The sequence below is a fragment of the Streptomyces sp. NPDC055103 genome (genome assembly GCF_053607625.1).
In genome coordinates, this window is the sequence record NZ_JBSGTX010000063.1 from 20,344 (window position 1) to 38,501 (window position 18,158).

Genomic DNA, 18,158 nt, shown 5'->3' on the forward strand with positions numbered 1-18,158 from the left:
AGCCCGGCGGCGGCCAAGGGCCGTAGGAATCCGCCGCCGGGGGTCTTTCGGTGGGTGCGTCAGTCGGTCGTCAGCAGGCGCCGAGGTTCTTCCAGACGCCCCACTCGCCGGTCGTGCCCGGCTCCTCGTTCTGCGTCCACCACTGGGCCTTCCACTTGCTGCCCTTGTGCGAGACCTCGTTGCCCGCGTTGTAGACCGTGCCGGCCACGTACGCCGGGACGGTGCAGCCCGTGGTGGGCGGCGTCGTCGGAGGCGTGGTGGGCGGGGTGGTGGTCGGCGGGGTCGTGGGGTCCGTGGTGGGCGGGGTGGTCGGCGGCGTCGTGGGCGGCGTGGTGGAGCCGGGCTCGACGACCGTCGTCCCGCGCGCCAGGTCGCCGGCGAGGGCGTACGCCGTGCCGTTGATGTTCACCGTCCAGTTGGAGGGGGTGGACACCGGCAGGTAGTAGTTGAACGCGAGGTCGACCGAGGCGCCCGGGGCCAGCGACTGCCAGGCCGGGAGCTTCAGGGAGACGCGATGGAAGTCGCCCTTCAGCCCGCCCACGTTGCCGCCCGTGTGGTCGCTGCTGATGACCTTCGTACCGAAGCCCGACTGGTCGGAGGCGTTGCCCGGCGCCGAGGTGCCGTAGTCGAACTGGAACTCCGTGCCGCCCGGCAGGGCCGTCGCCGTGTTGTTGGTGATCTTGATCTTCGGCGTGATCGGGTAGTTCGAGTCGCCCAGCTTGAACTCGGTGAACTGCGCGTCGACCTTCACGGCCTGGGTCGGCAGCGCCTTGTTGGACTTCTTCGCGCCGTACGGGGTGGCCGCCTTGAACTTGTCGTACATCAGCGAGGTGAGCGTGGAGCCCATCTCGTACTGGCCCTTGGCGGCGTTCCAGCCGTAGTCGCCGGCCATCTCCCAGACCATGGTGCCGCCGATGCCGCGGTCGACCACGTAGTCGGCCTTGGCGGCCACGGACTGCTCGTCCTCGGTGGAGAGGAAGACCTTCTTCTGCGCGTTCCACAGCCACGGCGCGACCAGGGTCGAGTCGTACTTGCGGGCGTAGGTGCCGGTCAGCGCGGTGCTCGCGGGGAAGCCGTACTGCGTGACGTAGTCGCCGACGATCCCCTTCTCCAGGTTCTTCGCGTGCCACATCGGGTTGGAGCCCGCCGGCGACTCGACACCGTTGGTGTCCTTGTCGTGCCACAGGTTGTCGATGCCCGTGGCGCCGTCACCGCACTTGGTCAGACCGGCGCCGGCCGGGCAGGTCGTCGCGGAGGCCTTGCCCCACAGGCCGTCGGTACCGCCCTGGACGTTCTTGTGGCCGCGGGTGTAGTAGGGCAGGCCGATGTTGATGCGGCCGGCCGGCATCGAGCCGCGGAAGTAGTGGTACGCCCAGTCGGTGTTGAGGTAGCCGATGCCGCCGTACTGCGACGAGCCGTAGACGTTGGCGGCGGCGAGCTCGCCGTCCTTGCCGTCGTCGAAGAGCGAGGCGTTGGGGCCGACGTACTCGTTCCAGGCACCGTGCAGGTCGTAGGACATGATGTTGACGTAGTCCAGGTACTTCTGCATCTGGAACGTCTCCATGCCGCGCAGCAGGTAGCCGGAGGAGGGGGCGGCGACGGTCAGCAGGTAGTGCTTGCCGTCCGAGGCGCCGGCCGTGTCCAGCTTCTCGCGCAGGGACTTCATGAGGGCCGCGTAGCCCTGCACGAGTCCGGCGCGGCGCGCGTTCGCGAGCTGCCAGTCGAGCGGGTTGCCCGCGTCCTTCATCGTGGTCGGGTACTCGTAGTCGATGTCGACGCCGTTGAACCCGTACTTCCGGATGAAGTCGACGGCCGAGGTCGCGAAGGTGTCGATCCCGGCCTGGTTGACCGAACCGTCGGCGTTGGTGGCCATCGAGTAGAAGCCGCCGGAGTTGATCCGGTCGCCGTTGTCCGCGAAGTATCCGCCGGTCTCCGCCCAGCCGCCGACCGAGATCAGCGTCTTGACGTCCGGGTGCTGCTTCTTGAACTTGTTGAGCAGGTTGAAGTGGCCCTTGTACGCGTAGGCGGGGTCCATCTCGGCACCGGCGACACCGGGCCAGGTCATCCCGGTGGCGGCGTTGTCCGGACCGTCCGTGCCCACGGAGAGCTTGTTGTCGCTCCCGATGTGACCGAAGGCGTAGTTGATGTGGGTGATCTTCTCCCACGGGATGTCCTTGGCGAGGTACGCGGGCTCGCCGTTCTTGCCGGTGCGCCAGCCGGTGAAGTAGCCGATGACCCGGCGCTGGTGGTCCGCGCCCATCTTCTCGCGACCCTCGGTGTCGTAGACCGAGCAGTACGGGACGTCGACGCCCGGGGTCTTGTACAGCCCGTCGGGGCGACAGCTCTCGTTGTCGGCCGCGTACGAGACGCCGCCGGCGAGCGAGCTGAGCAGCAGACCGGCGACGGCCGCGCCGGAAGCGAGCAGTGACGCTCGCCTCGTGGTGGGGGACAACACGATCGGTCCTCCTGGGGGAGTGGACAAACACAACGAACAAGGGGGTGGGTCGTGTTGGGCCGGGGAGTGCGCACTCCGTCGAGCCGGTTACCTCGGAGGTGACACGGAGATTAAGAGGACTAGACCAGTGCGTCAATAGGTCTGGACCATAGAAGGTGCTCAGGGATCCGTGTGAGCCAGCCCACAGGGCCTCGCCGGTATGGCCGGTCACCGGCCGTGGCACACTGGCCCTGTATCAGCAGCAGCGCACTCCGGGGTCGGTGTAATTCCGAACCGGCGGTATAGTCCGCGACCCGTCCGCAGCCAGCGGCCGGTTGACCAGGTGAAACTCCTGGACCGACGGTGAAAGTCCGGATGGGAGGCAGTGCGCGGCGGGCGACCCCTGTCAGGGGTGTGTCAGCCGTACGTCCGCTGGTCGCCGTGTCGGAACCGATCGGCGTACCCGCTGGACCCGGCCTCGGCGCACCCTGCGCGAGGCGTCTTTCCCGCTCTCTGTCGACATCGACAGCCCCGGAGTCCGTGCCCGAAGAGGCAGGAGGACCCGGTGGCCCAGCAGGCCGACATCACCGCCATGCACCGAGCCGTCGAGCTCGCCGCACGCGGACTCGGCGCCACCAGCCCCAACCCCGTCGTCGGCTGCGTCATCACCGACGCCTCCGGACACCCCGTCGGCGAGGGCTGGCACCAGCGCGCCGGCGGCCCCCACGCCGAGGTCCACGCCCTGCGCGAGGCCGGCGTCCTGGCCCGCGGCGGCACCGCCTACGTCACCCTCGAACCCTGCAACCACACCGGCCGCACCGGCCCCTGCGCGCAGGCCCTGATCGAGGCCGGCATCAGCCGGGTCGTGTACGCGGTCGGCGACCCGAACCCGCAGGCCACCGGCGGTGCCGACACCCTGCGCGCCGCGGGCGTCGAGGTCACCGGCGGCCTCCTGGAGGCCGAGGCCGAGGTGGTCAACATCGCCTGGCTCACCTCCGTACGCCACGGGCGGCCCTTCGTCCGGTGGAAGTACGCCGCCACCCTCGACGGCCGCATCGCCGCCGCCGACGGCACCTCCCGCTGGATCACCTCCGCCGAGTCCCGCGCCGACGTCCACCGGCTCCGCGCCGAATCCGACGCCGTCGTCGTCGGCTCCGGCACCGCCCGCGCCGACGACCCCCATCTGGCCGTACGCGGCATCGAAAACGCCGTACAGCCGCTCCGGGTCGTCGTCGACACCGAGGCGACCGCCGTCAAGCCCGGCGCCCGCGTCCTCGACGGCGCGGCCCCCACCCTGATCGCGATCGCCGAGGATGCCGAATCCGGCCTGCCCGACGTCGTACGCCTCCCCAGGGCCGAGCGCGGCCTGTCCGTGCCCGCCCTCCTGGACGCCCTGCACGAGCGCGGCGTCCGCTCCGTCCTCCTCGAAGGCGGCCCCACCCTCGCGGGCGCCTTCGTCGCCGCGGGCGCCGTCGACCAGGTCGTCGGCTACCTCGCCCCGGTCCTCCTCGGCGCCGGCCCCCAGGCCCTCGCCGACGCAGGAATCAGCACCATCACCGAAGCGTTGCGCCTCGACATCACCGAGACCGTCCGCATCGGCCCCGACCTCCGCATCACCGCCACCCCCAAGGAGCGCTGACCGTGTTCACCGGAATCGTCGAAGAACTGGGCGAGGTCGTCGCCGTCGAGCAGCTGGAGGACGCCTCCCGCTTCCGACTGCGCGGCCCCCTGGTCACGGAAGGCGCCCAGCACGGCGACTCCATCGCCGTCAACGGTGTCTGTCTCACGGTCGTCGAGTTCGGCGACGGAGAGTTCACCGCCGACGTCATGGCCGAGACCCTCAAGCGGTCCAGCCTCGGCGCCCTCGAAGCCGGCTCCCGGGTCAACCTGGAGCGGCCCATGGCCGTGGGCGACCGCCTCGGCGGCCACATCGTCCAGGGCCACGTCGACGGCACGGGCACGATCCTCGACCGGACCCCCTCCGAGCACTGGGAGCTCGTCAAGGTCGGCCTCCCCGCCCACCTCTCGCGCTACGTCGTCGAGAAGGGCTCGATCACGGTCGACGGCGTCAGCCTCACCGTCGTCGAGGTCGCCGACGACTGGTTCACCATCAGCCTCATCCCCACCACCCTCGCCCTGACCACGCTCGGCCTCAAGCAGAGCGGCGACCCGGTCAACCTCGAGGTCGATGTCATCGCCAAGTACGTCGAGCGGCTGCTCGGCCCGAACGCCCTGGAGAACGGCAAGTGAACTGGCTCAACTCCGAGGCGTTCACCGTCCTCGACCAGCACATCATGTGGTCCGACATGATCGGCAACACGATCGGTCTGATCGCCCTCGCCCTCGGCTGGCGGCGCTCCATACTCACCTGGCCCGCCCAGCTGCTCTCCGGCCTGATCCTCGTCGGCGCCTACGCCTCCGCCCACCTCTCCGGCGGCGTCGGCAAGCAGCTCCTCGTCATCGGCGTCGCCGCCTGGGGCTGGTGGCAGTGGAACCGCGGGCGGCAGCAGGCCCAGGACGGCTCCATCGCCGTCCGCTTCGCCACCTGGAAGGAGCGGGGCGTCCTCCTCGCGGGCGCGGTCGTCGGCACCCTCGCCGTCGGCGGGCTCTTCACGCTCTACCCGTCGCTCTCCTGGAGCCCGTGGGCCGACGCGTACATCTTCGTCGGCACGCTCGTCGCGATGGTCGCCCAGGCCCGCGGCCTCGTCGAGTTCTGGTTCGCCTGGCTCCTCGTCGACCTCGTCGGCGTCCCCCTCGCCTTCAACAGCGGCCTCGCCTTCTCCGGCCTGGTCTACGTCATCTACTTCGCCCTCGTCATCTGGGGCATGCGCGACTGGTGGCTCCGGACGCGCACCGCCCCCGCTCTGGAAGGAGCCACGGCATGAGTGCCCTTCCCGTCTGGGACGCCACCGACCTCGTCCTCGACCCCGTCGAGCAGGCCATCCGCGACATCGCCGCCGGGCGCCCCGTCGTCGTCGTCGACGACGAGGACCGCGAGAACGAGGGTGACCTCGTCATCGCCGCCGAGAAGGCGACCCCCGAGATCGTCGCCTTCATGATGAGCGAGTGCCGCGGCCTGATCTGCGCCCCCATGGAGGACGAGGAGCTGGAGCGCCTCCAGCTCCCGCAGATGGTCGCGCACAACACCGAGTCGATGCGGACGGCCTTCACCGTCTCCGTCGACGCGTCCCCCGCGCACGGCGTCACCACCGGCATCTCCGCCGCCGACCGTGCCACCACCCTGCGCATGCTGGCGAGCGGCAGCCACGAGCCCACCGACTTCGTCCGCCCCGGCCACGTCTTCCCGCTGCGCGCCAAGTCCGGCGGCGTCCTCACCCGCAACGGCCACACCGAGGCCGCCGTCGACCTCGCCCGCCTCGCGGGCCTCCGCCCGGCCGGCGCGATCGTCGAGATCGCCGGTGAGGACGGCGTCATGCTGCGCCTGCCCGAGCTGGTGCCCTTCGCCCGCAAGCACGGCCTCACGATCATCTCCATCGAGGACCTGATCGCCTACCGGCGCTCCGCAGAGCCGACCGTCCGCCGCGAGGCCGAGGTCCAGCTCCCCACCGCGCACGGCGACTTCACCGCGTACGGCTACCGCTCCACCGTCGACGGCGTCGAGCACGTCGCCCTCGTCCACGGCGAGATCGGCGACGGCGAGGACCTCCTCGTGCGGGTCCACTCCGAGTGTCTGACCGGCGACATCTTCCACTCGCTGCGCTGCGACTGCGGACCCCAGCTCCAGGCCTCCATGGACCGCGTCACCGAGGAGGGCCGCGGCGTCGTCGTCTACCTCCGGGGCCACGAGGGCCGCGGCATCGGCCTGCTCTCCAAGCTCCGCGCGTACGAGCTCCAGGAGCAGGGCCGCGACACCCTCGACGCCAACCTGGAGCTCGGGCTGCCCGCCGACGCCCGCGACTACGCGGCCGGCGCCCAGATCCTCGTCGACCTCGGCGTCCGCGGTCTGCGTCTGATGACCAACAACCCCGACAAGATCGAGGCACTCACCCGGTACGGCCTCCGGGTCGAGGGCCGCGAGCCCATGCCCGTCCAGGCCGGCGAGCACAACCTCCGCTACCTGCGCACCAAGCGGGACCGCATGGGCCACGACCTGCCCTGGCTGGACGGCTCCCCGGCCTCCACCTGCGGCAACCAGTAGCCCCACCTTTCGCACGTCCACGATTCACGATTCACGATTCACAGTTCAAGGAGAGACATGAGCGGCAAGGGCGCACCCGTCCTCAGCGTGAAGAACTGCGGCGACCTCCGGGTCGCGGTCATCGCGGCCCAGTGGCACGAGAAGATCATGGACGGCCTCGTCGACGGCGCCCTTCGCGCCCTGAGCGAGCTCGGCATCGACGAGCCCACCCTCCTGCGCGTCCCCGGCAGCTTCGAGCTCCCCGTCGTGGCGAAGGTCCTCGCCGGACGCGGCTACGATGCCATCGTCGCGCTCGGAGTCGTCATCCGTGGCGGAACCCCGCACTTCGAGTACGTGTGCCAGGGCGTGACCCACGGCCTCACCCAGGTCTCGATCGACACCGGCGTACCCGTCGGATTCGGCGTCCTCACCGTCGACAACGAAGAGCAGGCCCTCGACCGGGCCGGCCTCGAAGGATCCTCCGAGGACAAGGGCCACGAAGCGGTCACCGCCGCCGTCGCCACCGCCACCACGCTGCGCACGGTCAGCGAACCCTGGCGCTAGGTAGCACATCCCCACCCCGTACCCTAGGACCATCATGGCGAACAAAACCTTCGAAGAGCTCTTCGCCGAGCTGAAGCTCAAGGCCGAGACCGGCGACCCGGCCACCTCCCGCACCGCGGAACTGGTGGACAAGGGCGTCCATGCCATCGGCAAGAAGGTCGTCGAGGAGGCCGCCGAGGTCTGGATGGCCGCCGAGTACGAGGGCAAGGAAGCGGCCGCCGAGGAGATCTCGCAGCTGCTCTACCACGTCCAGGTGATGATGGTCGCCCGCGGGATCTCGCTCGACGACGTCTACGCCCACCTCTGAGCACGACGCACGACCCACCGAGAACGACCTGAGCACGACGTCTCGGTCTCCCCAACACTCCCAGGCAAAGGAAGCTCACCCCATGCTGCGCATCGCCGTTCCCAACAAGGGTTCCCTCTCCGGACCTGCGTCGGCAATGCTCCATGAGGCCGGCTACCGCCAGCGCAAGGAGTCCAAGGAGCTCGTCGTCATCGACCCCGACAACGAGGTCGAGTTCTTCTACCTGCGGCCGAAGGACATCGCGATCTACGTCGCCTCCGGCAAGCTGGACATCGGCATCACCGGCCGTGACCTGCTCCTGGACTCCGGAGCCAGCGCCGAGGAGATCCTCGCGCTGAACTTCGGCCGCTCCACCTTCCGCTACGCCACCCGGCCGGGCACGGCCAACGGCCCGGAGGACTTCGGTGGCATGACCATCGCGACCTCCTACGAGGGCATCGTCGCCAAGCACCTCGCCGACCAGGGCATCGACGCCTCCGTCGTCCACCTCGACGGCGCGGTCGAGACCGCCATCCAGCTCGGTGTCGCCCAGGTCATCGCCGACGTCGTGGAGACCGGCACCAGCCTGCGCAACGCCGGCCTGGAGGTCATCGGCGAGCCGATCCTCACCTCCGAGGCCGTCGTCGTCCGCCGCCACGGCGCCTCGGACGACCACCCGCAGGTGCAGCAGTTCCTGCGCCGCCTCCAGGGCGTCCTGGTCGCCCGCTCGTACGTGATGATGGACTACGACTGCCGCGCCGAGCACCTGGAGCAGGCCGTCGCCCTCACCCCGGGTCTCGAGTCGCCGACCGTCTCCCCGCTGCACAACGAGGGCTGGGTCGCCGTCCGCGCGATGGTCCCCGCCAAGGAGGCGCAGCGGATCATGGACGACCTGTACGAGATCGGCGCGCGCGCCATCCTCACCACCGCCATCCACGCCTGCCGCCTCTGACGACGGCCCGGCCCGTACGTCCCCCGAGGCACGGAGGAACCCCCCGATGTCCCAGTCACCGCTGCCCGCCCTCCCGGTCACCTTCCGTCCGGGGCGCACCCGGGCCGTCCTGCTGACGGTGGGGACCGTGATGTTCGTCGTCATCACCGCCGTCGCGCTGATGCTGGAGCGACTGGGACCGGGGGAGCGGGTCAGCTTCGTCTTCACCGCCGCGATGCTCTTCGGGGTCCTCGTCATGCTGAGCCGCCCCAAGGTCGTCGCCGACGACGAGGGCGTCACGGTCGTCAACATCACCCGGACGCGGCGGCTCGCCTGGGCGGAGATCCTCAAGGTCAACCTCCGCCCCGGCGACCCGTGGGTCTTCCTGGACCTGAGCGACGGCACCAGCCTGCCCGCGCTCGGCATCCAGCCCGGCATCGCCAAGGAAGCGGCGATCCGGGACGCCCGCGCGCTGCGGGCCCTGGCCGACAGCCACGGGACCGTGGCGGAGCGGGTCTGAGACCCGGACCCCGACGAACGGATCCCGGGCGGGAGAACCCGGATCCGTCCCCCATCCGGGTCCGACCCCCTGCCACGCGGGGCGGTCGCGTGGCTACTCTGGAGGCGGTGGTGCCGAGCGGCACCACCGCCTCGCGTGTGCAGGGCCGCTGCGGCGGCCCGCGGGGCCGCCCTTCGACCCGAGGAGTGACTCCCTCCAGCAATGGACGGATCATCCGGTAGTACCCGCGCCGCCCCCTCCCCGGAGGCGGCGGCATGATCATCTCTCTTCTGCTGCTCGTCGCGGCCTTCCTCCTCATCCTCGCCAACGGCTTCTTCGTGGCCGCCGAGTTCGGTCTCGTGACCGTCGAGCGGGCTGAGGCAGAGCGGGCCGCGGCCGCCGGTGACCGGCGCGCCCGCACCGTCGTCACCGCGCTGCGCGAGCTGTCGTTCCAGCTCTCCGGCACCCAGCTCGGCATCACGCTCACCTCGCTCGTCGTCGGCATGCTCGCGCAGCCCGCGCTCGCCGGGCTGCTGCACGGGCCGCTCACCGCGACCGGACTGCCCGAAGGGGCCGTCTCCGGTGTCTCGGTGGTGATCGGGATGCTGCTCGCCTCCGCCGTCCAGATGGTGGTCGGCGAGCTCGTGCCGAAGAACTGGGCCGTCTCCCGGCCGCTCCAGGTGGCCCGCTTCGTCGCCACCCCGCAGCGCCGCTTCTCCGCTCTCTTCCGGCCGGTGATCGCCCTGCTCAACAGGGTCGCCAACCGGCTGGTCCGGCTCCTGGGCGTCGAGCCCACCGAGGAGCTGGACTCCGTCCGCACCCCCGGCGAGCTCGTCTCGCTCGCCCGGCACTCCGCCCTGGCCGGCGCGCTCGAACAGGACACCGCCGACCTCTTCGTACGGACCCTCTCCCTCGGCGGCCTCACCGCCGAGCAGGTCATGACCCCGCGCGTGAAGGTGAGCGCCCTCCAGTGGGACGCCACCGCGGCCGACGTCCTCAACCTCACCCGCGCCACCGGCCTCTCACGCTTCCCGGTCTACCGCGACCGCATCGACGAGATCGTCGGCATGGTCCACCTCAAGGACGCGCTCGCCGTCGCCCCGCACGCCCGGCTGCGCACCCGCGTCGGCCGGATCGCGGTCCCGCCGCTCCTCGTCCCCGAGTCGCTGCCCGCCCAGGCCCTGCTGGAGCGGCTGCGCCGGGAGCAGCCGATCGCGGTGGTCGTCGACGAGTACGGCGGTACGGCCGGCGTCGTCACCCTGGAGGACATCGTCGAGGAGCTCGTCGGCGAGGTGCGCGACGAGCACGACACCCCCGCCGACGGCCGCCCCGAGCTGGCCGCGGCCCCCGCCGAGGACGGCCGGCCCGCCTGGGAGGCCGACGGCTCCTGCCGGGTCCACACCCTGCGCCGGATAGGCCTGGACGTGCCCGACGGGCCGTACGAGACCGTGGCCGGGCTCGTCGCCGACCTCCTCGGGCGCATCCCCGCCCCCGGTGACCGCGCCGAGCTCCCCGGCTGGCGGCTCTCCGTGCGCCAGGTCGACCGCTACCGGGCGGAGCGCGTCCGGCTCGTACGGACGGACCTGGGCCCGGGTACGGAAGCGGAGCCGTACGCCGACCCGGCAGTGGTGGACTCCTTGGCGGACGCCGTCGCCGCCCCGCTGGTCGCGGAGGGCGTCCGATGAGCACCCTCCAGCTGCTCTTCGCCCTCGTCCTGGTCCTGGCCAACGGCTTCTTCGTCGGGGCCGAGTTCGCGCTCGTCTCCGTCCGCCGCAGCCAGATCGAACCGCTCGGCGGCGCCCGGGCGCAGAAGGTCCTGCACGGTCTGGAGAACCTGCCGCAGATGATGGCGGCCGCGCAGTTCGGCATCACCGTCTGCTCGCTGACCCTCGGAGCCGTCGCCGAACCGACCGTCGCCCACCTCCTGGAGCCGGCCTTCCACACGGTCGGGGTCCCGGAGGGCCTGATCCACCCGCTCGGCTATGTCATCGCCCTCGCCGCGGTGGTCTTCCTCCACCTCGTCATCGGCGAGATGGTCCCGAAGAACCTGGCGATGGCCGCGCCCGAGCGCACCGCTCTCCGGCTCGCCCCTGCCCTGGTCGGCTTCGCCCGGCTCTGCCGGCCCGTGACGGTCGCGCTGGGAGCCTGCTCCCGGCTCGTCCTGCGGGCCTTCGGCGTCGAGCCGAAGGACGAGGTGGAGGCCGTCTTCACCCGGACGCAGCTCGGCCGGCTCGTCGAGGACGCCGGACAGGCCGGACTGCTCGACCCCGGCGAGCAGGAGCGCCTGGAGGACGCCCTCGAACTGGGCAGCCGCCCGGTGACCGACGTCCTCATCGGGCCGGCCTCCCTCGTGACGGTTCCGCCGTCCGTCACCCCGCGCGAGATCGAGGAGCTGACCGTACGGACCGGCTACTCCCGCTTCCCGGTCCGCGCCGAGGCGCGCGGCACCTTCATGGGCTTCGTGCACGTGAAGGACGTCCTCGACCTGGAGGAGCGGGAGCGGGCCGTGCCGCAGCAGCTGTGGCGGCCGATGGCGACGCTCCGCGCCGAGCTGCCGCTCGACGACGCCCTCACCGTCATGCGTCGCGCGGCCACCCATCTGGCGCAGGTCGCGGACGGCTCGGGCCGGGTCCTCGGCCTGGTCGCCCTGGAGGACGTCCTGGAGATGCTGGTGGGCGAGGTCCGCGACCCCGCCCACCGCGTGAACCCGGCCCCCGCGCAGGCCACGGCCTAGGAGTGCACTGACGATCTTGAAATCCCGCCCGGCTTGCACCAGATTGCCCCGATCGACATTTACCGGCGAAGCGGGGCAAGCCAGGCGCGCTGAGCAAGATCGTCAGTGCACTCCTAGTACCCCGGGGGCTCCTGCTGAGGGCCGCGGTCGATCGGACCGCGGCCCGACAGGACCTCGCCGTACGCCTGCATCAGGTCGGCGAGGCGGAGGGTCGCCAGGTCGTCCCGGGTCGGCGTGCCCGGGTAGCCCGAGAGCCGCAGGTCCCGGTAGGCGCAGGACTTCTCGTACAGGGTGCGCAGGAAGCGGCCGTTGCCCAGCTCGTCGATCCAGCCCTGCTCGACGACGTGCCCGTTGATCGAGCGGAGCTCCTCCCGGGCCTCGTCGTCCCAGCCGTCGCCGTTCGCCGCCGCCAGGACCTCGCCGATCGCGGTGAGTTCGAGCGGCCGGTACGAGGGGAAGTCGACCCGCGTGGTGAAGCGGGAGGACAGACCGGGGTTGGTGGTGAGCAGCCGGTCCATGCCCTCGGGGTAGCCGGCCAGGATGACGACCAGGTGGTCGCGGTTGTCCTCGGCCCGCTTGAGGAGGACCTGGAGGGCCTCGTCCCCGTACGCGTCGCCCTTGCTGTAGCCCGTGTTGGAGAGCGCGTACGCCTCGTCGACGAAGAGCACCCCGCCGAGCGCCGAGTCGATGAGCTCGTTGGCCTTGACCGCCGTCTGCCCGAGGAACTCACCGACGAGATCGGCCCGCTGGGCCTCCACGAGGTGGTCGCCGCCGAGCAGCCCGAGGGCGTAGAAGACCCGCCCCAGGATCCGGGCGACCGTGGTCTTCCCGGTGCCTGAGGGGCCGGAGAAGACGAAGTGACGCTTCGGCGGCTGGACCGGGAGCCCCTGACCGGCGCGGAGCCGCGCCATCTCCAGCTGCGCCGAGAGCGCCTTGACCTGGCGCTTCACCGGGTCGAGCCCGACCATGCCCTCCAGCTCGGCGAGCGCCTCCGCGAGCAGCACCGGATCGGTGGGCCCGGCGGGGAAGCGCGGCGGCCCGGGCTGCGAGGGCACCGGAGTCTTCTGCCGTACGGTCTCGGGCGGGGTGACCGGGACGATCGGCGGTACGGGTTCGGGCGCGAGCCGCAGCCCGTCGCCCAGCGCCCCGGCGTCGGGGTCGGCGCCCGGGACGGTGTCCAGCGTCTCCTGGCCGAGCCCGCCGCCGACGGTGCCGAGGGCGACCGTCGCGAGCCCGGACGGGTCGTCCACCCCGTCGTACCCCTCGAAGCCGTCGTACTCGGCGATGGCCGCGAGCCGGGCGGCCGTGTCCATGAACGCCGGGTCGATCCGGTGCACGGCCCGGTAGAGGGGCAGGGCCGCGGCGCTGCGCCCGGTGCCCTCGTGGGCCCGGGCCAGCCAGTAGCGGAGCTCCTTGCGCTGCGGCTGCTCGCTGCGACAGCGCATCAGCGAGGCCGAGAGCAGCGGCTCGGCCTGGCCGTACATCTCCAGCCGGACCCGGGCCATGCCGCCGAAGAGACCCGCCTCGATGCCGAGCAGCGGGTCGTCGACGAGGGTCTCCGTATGGCGGACGAGCTGGTCCCAGTCCTTGACGAGATAGGCGCGGCAGGCGTGCAGGAAGCGGACCTGCGGGTCGGTGTCGACCGGGGGGAGCCCCGCAAGGGCCCGGTCCAGCTCCGGTACGTGGCGCCCGTCGAGCCAGTGGGAGGCGTGGGCGAGGAGCAGGTCGCGCGGGCTCTCCAGGACGGGCTGGACCCACCAGCCCAGCCAGTACCAGGAGTTCAGCGTGCGGCGGTGCCGGGCGCGCTGCTCGCCGAAGCGTTCTCGATTGCGGTACATGCGCAGCAGCGCGGTCGTGGTGTCGACCCGGAGCGCGTGCAACCCGAGCCAGGCGTCAGCCATCCCGGGGTCGATCCGTACCGCCGTCCGGAACTCGTCCTCAGCCTGCGGATAGGCGCCCATGGTGTAGGCGTCGACTCCGCGCAGCCAGGCGAGTTCGGCGGGGGCCAGCGAGCCCTGCGTGCCGATGTCCATCGGGTCCCCCACAACCGTCTTCGCATGGACGGGATTTGACCGCACCTGCGGGCATCGTACCTGCGCAGGGGGTGCGCGATTAAGGAGAAGCGCAAGATCCGGAAGCAGTGACCCTGGGTAAGCGTCAAGGGTCTCGCGGTGGCCCCGGAGAGGGGTGTCAGGGGCAGAACGAAGCCCCCGATCACGGGGGAACAACCGGGGGCTTCGTGTCTGCGGCGGCTCCGAAAAGCCGCACATTGAGAACGTAAGACCAGTCCGCCCCTTGGGTCAAGCGGCGTTGAGGCACTTGCGGAAGTGGACTTTCGGGCCCTCAGTTCACGGACATGAAGCCGTCACCGTACGTGATGATCTGGTCCGGGCCCGCTGTCACACCGGGCCCGGGAAGCCAGTCGTACCCCTCTTGACGCTCCCGTACCAGGGTGTCGGCGAACGGTCGGGAGGGGTCATCGGCGAAGTGGCGAGTCTCCGCCAGCGTCCATCCGTCCCAGAACGCGGCCTGCGCAGGGCCGTCCCGGTGCCGCCCCCGGACCCAGGACTCCTCGGGCTCCCGCTCCATCCACAGCAGCCACGCCAGGAACGGCCGCACCGCCCTCCGGCCCGCGCCGACGCCCTCGACGAGGACGACCGGGGCGGGCGGCAGCGCTCGGGGCTCGCCGAAGCTCCGGCCGTGCCAGTCGTACGGCCGGTAGAGGGCGGTCTCGCCCCGGGAGAGCGGCTCCAGGACCTGCTGCCGCAGCCGGCCGGTCCACGCGAAGAGCTCCTCGTGGGTGGCGAGGTCGTCGAGGTGGAGGACGGGGGCGTCGCCGAGGGCGGTGGAGAGCCGGGCCGCGAGCGTCGACTTGCCGGAGCCCGCGTGACCGTCGACCGCGACCAGCCGGACAGGCCCGCAGGAGGGCGGGAGCCGGAGCAGGGCGTGTGCCGCACGGTCGAGGTCGCTCATGGACCCAGGGTAGGGGAGCGGGGGACCGCCGCAGGTCAGGGAGGTACCGTCGCCAGTGGTCGAGACCAATATTGGTGTGGCGGCGCGGGGCGAAGTGCTGGCGGACGGCCCGTGGGAGCCGGGATAGTGGGCCCGCGCGGCCCCTGTCCGTACGCCGTTCCCCGACGGGTCCGTACGCCGAGGCGGCAGCGCGCCCGTAGGTCCACAGGTCCGTACGCCCACCGTTCTCGACTGGGGGTCACCGCCCATGACCAGCTCCACCCCGCGCAGAACCGTCCTCGCCGCGGCTCTCGCGGCCGCCGCGGGAACGGCGGCGGCCACCGCCGTCCCGGCCTCCGCCTCCCCGGGCTGCGCCCCGGACACGTCGGCCGACTGCGCCACCGACCGGGGACACGCACCGGCGCCCGGCCTCGTCGACAACCGCTTCTGGTCCTCGTACACCGACTGGAGGTGCGGCAGCGCGGCCGGGACCAAGGCGGTCGCCGGCCACCGCCCCGGCCTGGTCCTCGCCGCCCCCGCGGGCCGCACCGAGTACGCCGACCCGCACACCGGCCGGACCTCGGCCTGGGAGTACGCGAGCTGGACGTCACCGGCGCACACCCCGACCGTGCCCGCCACCGAGGTCATCGCCTCCTGGAACGCCCACACACCGCCCGGCACCTGGCTCCAGGTCGAGCTCTCCGGCACGTACTCCGACGCCACCGCCACCCCCTGGTACGTGCTGGGGCGCTGGGCCGCGGGCGACGCCGACATCCGGCGCACCTCGGTCGACGACCAGACCGACGGCAAGAGCTCCGTCTGGACCGACACCTTCGCGATCGACGACCCGGCCGGCGGGCTCCGGCTGAGCTCGTACCGGCTCAGGCTGACCCTCTACCGCACCCCGGGGAGCGACCTCACCCCGACGGTGTGGCGGCTCGGCGCGATGGCCTCGGACGTCCCGGACCGCTTCACCGTCCCCGCCTCGGCCCCCGGCCCCGCCCACGAGCTGACCGTGCCGCGCTACTCGCAGAACACCCACGTCGGGCAGTACCCCGAGTACGACAACGGCGGCGAGGCCTGGTGCAGCCCGACCTCCTCCCAGATGATCGTCGAGTACTGGGGGTGCCGCCCCTCCGCCGAGCAGCTGGCCTGGGTGAACCCGGCCTTCGCCGACCCCCAGGTCTGCCACGCGGCCCGCTTCACCTACGACCACCAGTACGAGGGCTGCGGCAACTGGCCCTTCAACGCCGCCTACGCGGCCACGTACCCCGACATGAACGCGGTGGTCACCCGGCTGCGCTCGCTGACGGAGCTCGAAACCCTGGTCCGGGCGGGCATCCCGGCCATAACGTCCCAGTCCTTCCGCAAGGAGGAACTGACCGGCGCCGGATACGGCACCTCGGGCCACCTCATGACCGTCATCGGCTTCACCGCGGACGGCGACGTCATCGCCAACGACCCGGCCTCACCCAGCAACGAGGCCGTCCGCCGGGTCTACCTCCGGCGCGAGTGGGAGAACATCTGGCTGCGTACCAAGCGGTACAACGCGAGCGGCCGAGTGGTCTCCGGCACAGGAGGGGTCTGCTACCTCTACTTCCCCGACCGCCCGTCGCCCGCCCAGCGCAAGGCCCTCGCGGCCCTCGGCATCGGCTGAGCCGGGCGGGTGGCCCCGGGGGACGTGACCGACGTCTCTACCCCGGGGCCGCCCCCGTGCCGCACTGTGGTGGCCATGACCGCAACCACCTATGCCCGTCTCCTCACCCGCGCCCGCACGGGCGGTCCCCGGGGCGGCGACGGCCCGAAGATCCTGGAGCACGTCCTCGGCTGGACCCTGGTCGTCGTGCTCGCCGTGTTCGTCACCCGGGCGGGCCTCATGTGACCACGGCCGTGTGATGCCCCGGGGCGGAACGGGCATACTCCCCGCGACCCCGTGCGCGCCCGCTCGCGCAGCCCCGCAGGGAGGAGCACCCGGCCATGTCCGAAAGCCCCGCGCACGGTGTGGAACGCCGGCTGCCCACCGACGAGGCCCGGGAGCTGCTCGCGCTGGTCGGCGACATCGCCCGCCGGGAGATCGCCCCGCGCGCCGCGGAGGAGGAGGCGGCCGGTGTGTTCCCCCGCGAGCTGTTCGCGCTCCTCTCCCGGTCGGGGCTGCTCGGGCTCCCCTACGATCCGGCGTACGGCGGGGGAGGCCAGCCCTACGAGGTCTACCTCCAGGTCCTGGAGGAACTCGCCGCCGCCCGGCTCACCGTGGGCCTCGGGGTCAGCGTCCACACGCTCTCCTGCCACGCCCTCGCGGACTTCGGCACCGAGGAGCAGCGGGCCGAGCATTTGCCCGCGATGCTGGGCGGCGGCCTGCTCGGCGCGTACTGCCTCTCCGAACCCGCCGCCGGCTCGGACGCGGCGGCGCTGCGGACCCGGGCCGTCCGGGACGGCGACTCGTGGACGATCGACGGCACCAAGGCCTGGATCACCCATGGCGGGATCGCGGACTTCTGTACGGTCATGGCCCGCACCGGCGGTCCGGGGACGCGCGGCATCACCGCCTTCCTGGTGCCCGGCGACGCCCCGGGACTGAGCGCGGCCCCGCCCGAGCGGAAGATGGGCATGAAGGGCTCGCCCACCGCCCAGCTGCACTTCGACGGGGTACGGGTCCCCGACGCGCGACGCCTCGGCGCGGAGGGGCAGGGCTTCCCGATCGCGCTCGCCGCCCTGGACTCGGGCCGGCTCGGCATCGCCGCCTGCGCGGTGGGGCTCGGCCGGGCGGCGCTGGACGAGGCCGTCGCGTACGCGCGGGAGCGCCGGCAGTTCGGGCGGCCGATCGCCGACTTCCAGGGGCTCCGCTTCCTGCTCGCCGACATGGCGACCCTGGTGGAGGCGGGCCGGGCGCTCTGTCTGGAGGCGGCGCGGCTCCGGGACGAGGGGCGGGAGTTCGGGCGGGCGGCGGCGATGGCGAAGCTCTTCTGCACGGACGCCGCCATGAAGGTCACGACGGACGCGGTGCAGGTGCTCGGCGGGTACGGCTACACCGCGGACTTCCCCGTGGAGCGGTACCTGCGGGAGGCGAAGATGCTGCAGATCGTCGAGGGGACCAATCAGATCCAGCGGGTGGTCATCGCGCGTCACCTCGTCGGACCAGAGTCCCGCTGACCCGGACGGTGCGGTCCGCCCAGACGGGGCCGGCGGCGAGCCGGCTCCACTCCTGGTCCCGGTGGCCGGGGAGGGTGCGGCCCTGGCTGGCCCAGAGGCTGAGGACGTCCTGGTAGATGGGCGGGTCCGGGTGGACCTGGACGGGCACCGGGGTCGGCACGGGAGCTGCGGGGGCGGGGGCGGGTGGGGGAGCGGGCGCTCCCTGGGGCGGCACCGGTGCCTTCTGAGGAACCGATTCTTCAATGTGCGGTTCGGCCTGCCTGTGCCGACCGTAGCCGCTGGGGGTGGTGTACAGCGTGGTCATGCCCGGACCAACGCGCCCTGGCGGCCGGGGTCACCCCCGAACGGATTCGAGCGGCAGTTCGTCCGGTACCCGGTGCGCGACTCTGGTCGCCCGGCATTTACCTGACGTACCGTCAGCTTCCATCGCGGAAGCACCCGCCGACGCGGTACCACCCGCCGATCAGGAG

Annotated in this window: 17 protein-coding genes and 1 riboswitch; of the genes, 13 read left to right on the plus strand and 4 right to left on the minus strand. The window is 71.9% G+C overall.

The window, feature by feature from the left end; all coding sequences use genetic code 11:
- Positions 1–70: 70 nt before the first annotated feature.
- Positions 71–2,455 (minus strand): chitinase C-terminal domain-containing protein, encoded by a 2,385-nt coding sequence (locus tag ACWFR1_RS30955; protein ID WP_453557045.1) that lies wholly within the window; start codon positions 2,453–2,455, stop codon positions 71–73.
- 242 nt (positions 2,456–2,697) lie between these two features.
- Positions 2,698–2,827: riboswitch (FMN riboswitch) on the plus strand.
- 172 nt (positions 2,828–2,999) lie between these two features.
- On the opposite strand from ACWFR1_RS30955, the gene ribD reads away from it, so the two are divergent.
- The 10 genes from ribD (at position 3,000) to ACWFR1_RS31005 (ending at position 11,586) form a co-directional block, all read left to right on the plus strand.
- A complete protein-coding gene (ribD, locus tag ACWFR1_RS30960) occupies positions 3,000–4,073 on the plus strand; it encodes a bifunctional diaminohydroxyphosphoribosylaminopyrimidine deaminase/5-amino-6-(5-phosphoribosylamino)uracil reductase RibD (protein ID WP_453557047.1) in 1,074 nt (357 codons plus the stop codon).
- 2 nt (positions 4,074–4,075) lie between these two features.
- The gene (locus tag ACWFR1_RS30965; protein ID WP_453557049.1) at positions 4,076–4,684 is read left to right on the plus strand and encodes a riboflavin synthase; all 609 of its coding nucleotides are present in this window, start codon (positions 4,076–4,078) and stop codon (positions 4,682–4,684) included.
- 44 nt (positions 4,685–4,728) lie between these two features.
- Positions 4,729–5,319: a nicotinamide mononucleotide transporter family protein gene (locus ACWFR1_RS30970; protein ID WP_453557090.1), complete on the plus strand. Its 591-nt coding sequence runs from the start codon at positions 4,729–4,731 to the stop codon at positions 5,317–5,319.
- The gene (locus ACWFR1_RS30975; RefSeq protein WP_453557051.1) at positions 5,316–6,593 is read left to right on the plus strand and encodes a bifunctional 3,4-dihydroxy-2-butanone-4-phosphate synthase/GTP cyclohydrolase II; all 1,278 of its coding nucleotides are present in this window, start codon (positions 5,316–5,318) and stop codon (positions 6,591–6,593) included. The genes ACWFR1_RS30970 and ACWFR1_RS30975 overlap by 4 nt, the downstream gene beginning before the upstream one ends.
- Before the next feature lie 57 nt (positions 6,594–6,650).
- Entirely contained in the window at positions 6,651–7,136 is a 486-nt protein-coding gene (gene ribH, locus ACWFR1_RS30980; RefSeq protein WP_024760819.1) for a 6,7-dimethyl-8-ribityllumazine synthase, read from the plus strand.
- 34 nt (positions 7,137–7,170) lie between these two features.
- A complete protein-coding gene (locus ACWFR1_RS30985; RefSeq protein WP_030551960.1) occupies positions 7,171–7,443 on the plus strand; it encodes a phosphoribosyl-ATP diphosphatase in 273 nt (90 codons plus the stop codon).
- A gap of 82 nt (positions 7,444–7,525) precedes the next feature.
- Complete coding sequence (gene hisG / locus ACWFR1_RS30990; RefSeq protein WP_024760817.1) at positions 7,526–8,374, plus strand: ATP phosphoribosyltransferase; 849 nt, start codon at positions 7,526–7,528, stop codon at positions 8,372–8,374.
- Between the two features lie 46 nt (positions 8,375–8,420).
- A complete protein-coding gene (locus ACWFR1_RS30995) occupies positions 8,421–8,873 on the plus strand; it encodes a PH domain-containing protein (RefSeq protein WP_453557053.1) in 453 nt (150 codons plus the stop codon).
- A 254-nt stretch (positions 8,874–9,127) separates the two neighbouring features.
- Entirely contained in the window at positions 9,128–10,537 is a 1,410-nt protein-coding gene (locus ACWFR1_RS31000) for a hemolysin family protein (RefSeq protein WP_453557055.1), read from the plus strand.
- The gene (locus ACWFR1_RS31005; RefSeq protein ID WP_453557057.1) at positions 10,534–11,586 is read left to right on the plus strand and encodes a hemolysin family protein; all 1,053 of its coding nucleotides are present in this window, start codon (positions 10,534–10,536) and stop codon (positions 11,584–11,586) included. The genes ACWFR1_RS31000 and ACWFR1_RS31005 overlap by 4 nt, the downstream gene beginning before the upstream one ends.
- A 113-nt stretch (positions 11,587–11,699) precedes the next feature.
- Here ACWFR1_RS31005 and ACWFR1_RS31010 read toward each other — a convergent pair whose 3' ends face one another.
- Entirely contained in the window at positions 11,700–13,619 is a 1,920-nt protein-coding gene (locus ACWFR1_RS31010) for an AAA family ATPase (protein ID WP_453557059.1), read from the minus strand.
- A 310-nt stretch (positions 13,620–13,929) separates the two neighbouring features.
- Entirely contained in the window at positions 13,930–14,559 is a 630-nt protein-coding gene (locus ACWFR1_RS31015) for a uridine kinase family protein (RefSeq protein ID WP_453557061.1), read from the minus strand.
- Between the two features lie 247 nt (positions 14,560–14,806).
- Here ACWFR1_RS31015 and ACWFR1_RS31020 point away from each other — a divergent pair, with 247 nt between their 5' ends.
- The 3 genes from ACWFR1_RS31020 to ACWFR1_RS31030 all read left to right on the plus strand — a co-directional run bounded on the left by ACWFR1_RS31020 (position 14,807) and on the right by ACWFR1_RS31030 (position 17,688).
- Complete coding sequence (locus tag ACWFR1_RS31020; RefSeq protein WP_453557063.1) at positions 14,807–16,195, plus strand: peptidase C39 family protein; 1,389 nt, start codon at positions 14,807–14,809, stop codon at positions 16,193–16,195.
- 75 nt (positions 16,196–16,270) lie between these two features.
- Positions 16,271–16,420 (plus strand): SCO1431 family membrane protein, encoded by a 150-nt coding sequence (locus ACWFR1_RS31025; RefSeq protein WP_453557065.1) that lies wholly within the window; start codon positions 16,271–16,273, stop codon positions 16,418–16,420.
- A gap of 95 nt (positions 16,421–16,515) precedes the next feature.
- Positions 16,516–17,688 carry an acyl-CoA dehydrogenase family protein gene (locus ACWFR1_RS31030; RefSeq protein WP_453557067.1) on the plus strand — a complete coding sequence of 391 codons (1,173 nt, stop codon included), beginning with the start codon at positions 16,516–16,518 and terminating at the stop codon, positions 17,686–17,688.
- On the opposite strand, the gene ACWFR1_RS31035 is transcribed toward ACWFR1_RS31030, so the two are convergent.
- Positions 17,651–17,992, minus strand: a complete 342-nt coding sequence (locus ACWFR1_RS31035) for a hypothetical protein (protein WP_453557069.1) — start codon at positions 17,990–17,992, stop codon at positions 17,651–17,653. The two genes, ACWFR1_RS31030 and ACWFR1_RS31035, sit on opposite strands and share 38 nt — an antisense overlap.
- Positions 17,993–18,158 lie beyond the last annotated feature (166 nt).

What these genes read in the sequence shown, in the direction of transcription:
- ribH (WP_024760819.1), top strand. Translation starts at nt 6,651, where the DNA reads ATGAGCGGCAAGGGCGCACCCGTCCTCAGCGTGAAGAACTGCGGCGAC.
- ACWFR1_RS30985 (WP_030551960.1), top strand. Translation starts at nt 7,171, where the DNA reads ATGGCGAACAAAACCTTCGAAGAGCTCTTCGCCGAGCTGAAGCTCAAG.
- ACWFR1_RS31005 (WP_453557057.1), top strand. Translation starts at nt 10,534, where the DNA reads ATGAGCACCCTCCAGCTGCTCTTCGCCCTCGTCCTGGTCCTGGCCAAC.
- ACWFR1_RS30995 (WP_453557053.1), top strand. Translation starts at nt 8,421, where the DNA reads ATGTCCCAGTCACCGCTGCCCGCCCTCCCGGTCACCTTCCGTCCGGGG.
- ACWFR1_RS30975 (WP_453557051.1), top strand. Translation starts at nt 5,316, where the DNA reads ATGAGTGCCCTTCCCGTCTGGGACGCCACCGACCTCGTCCTCGACCCC.
- ACWFR1_RS31020 (WP_453557063.1), top strand. Translation starts at nt 14,807, where the DNA reads ATGACCAGCTCCACCCCGCGCAGAACCGTCCTCGCCGCGGCTCTCGCG.
- ACWFR1_RS30970 (WP_453557090.1), top strand. Translation starts at nt 4,729, where the DNA reads ATGTGGTCCGACATGATCGGCAACACGATCGGTCTGATCGCCCTCGCC.
- ACWFR1_RS31010 (WP_453557059.1), bottom strand. Translation starts at nt 13,619, where the DNA reads ATGGACATCGGCACGCAGGGCTCGCTGGCCCCCGCCGAACTCGCCTGG.
- ACWFR1_RS31025 (WP_453557065.1), top strand. Translation starts at nt 16,271, where the DNA reads ATGACCGCAACCACCTATGCCCGTCTCCTCACCCGCGCCCGCACGGGC.
- ACWFR1_RS31030 (WP_453557067.1), top strand. Translation starts at nt 16,516, where the DNA reads ATGTCCGAAAGCCCCGCGCACGGTGTGGAACGCCGGCTGCCCACCGAC.
- hisG (WP_024760817.1), top strand. Translation starts at nt 7,526, where the DNA reads ATGCTGCGCATCGCCGTTCCCAACAAGGGTTCCCTCTCCGGACCTGCG.
- ACWFR1_RS31015 (WP_453557061.1), bottom strand. Translation starts at nt 14,559, where the DNA reads ATGAGCGACCTCGACCGTGCGGCACACGCCCTGCTCCGGCTCCCGCCC.
- ACWFR1_RS31035 (WP_453557069.1), bottom strand. Translation starts at nt 17,992, where the DNA reads ATGACCACGCTGTACACCACCCCCAGCGGCTACGGTCGGCACAGGCAG.
- ACWFR1_RS31000 (WP_453557055.1), top strand. Translation starts at nt 9,128, where the DNA reads ATGATCATCTCTCTTCTGCTGCTCGTCGCGGCCTTCCTCCTCATCCTC.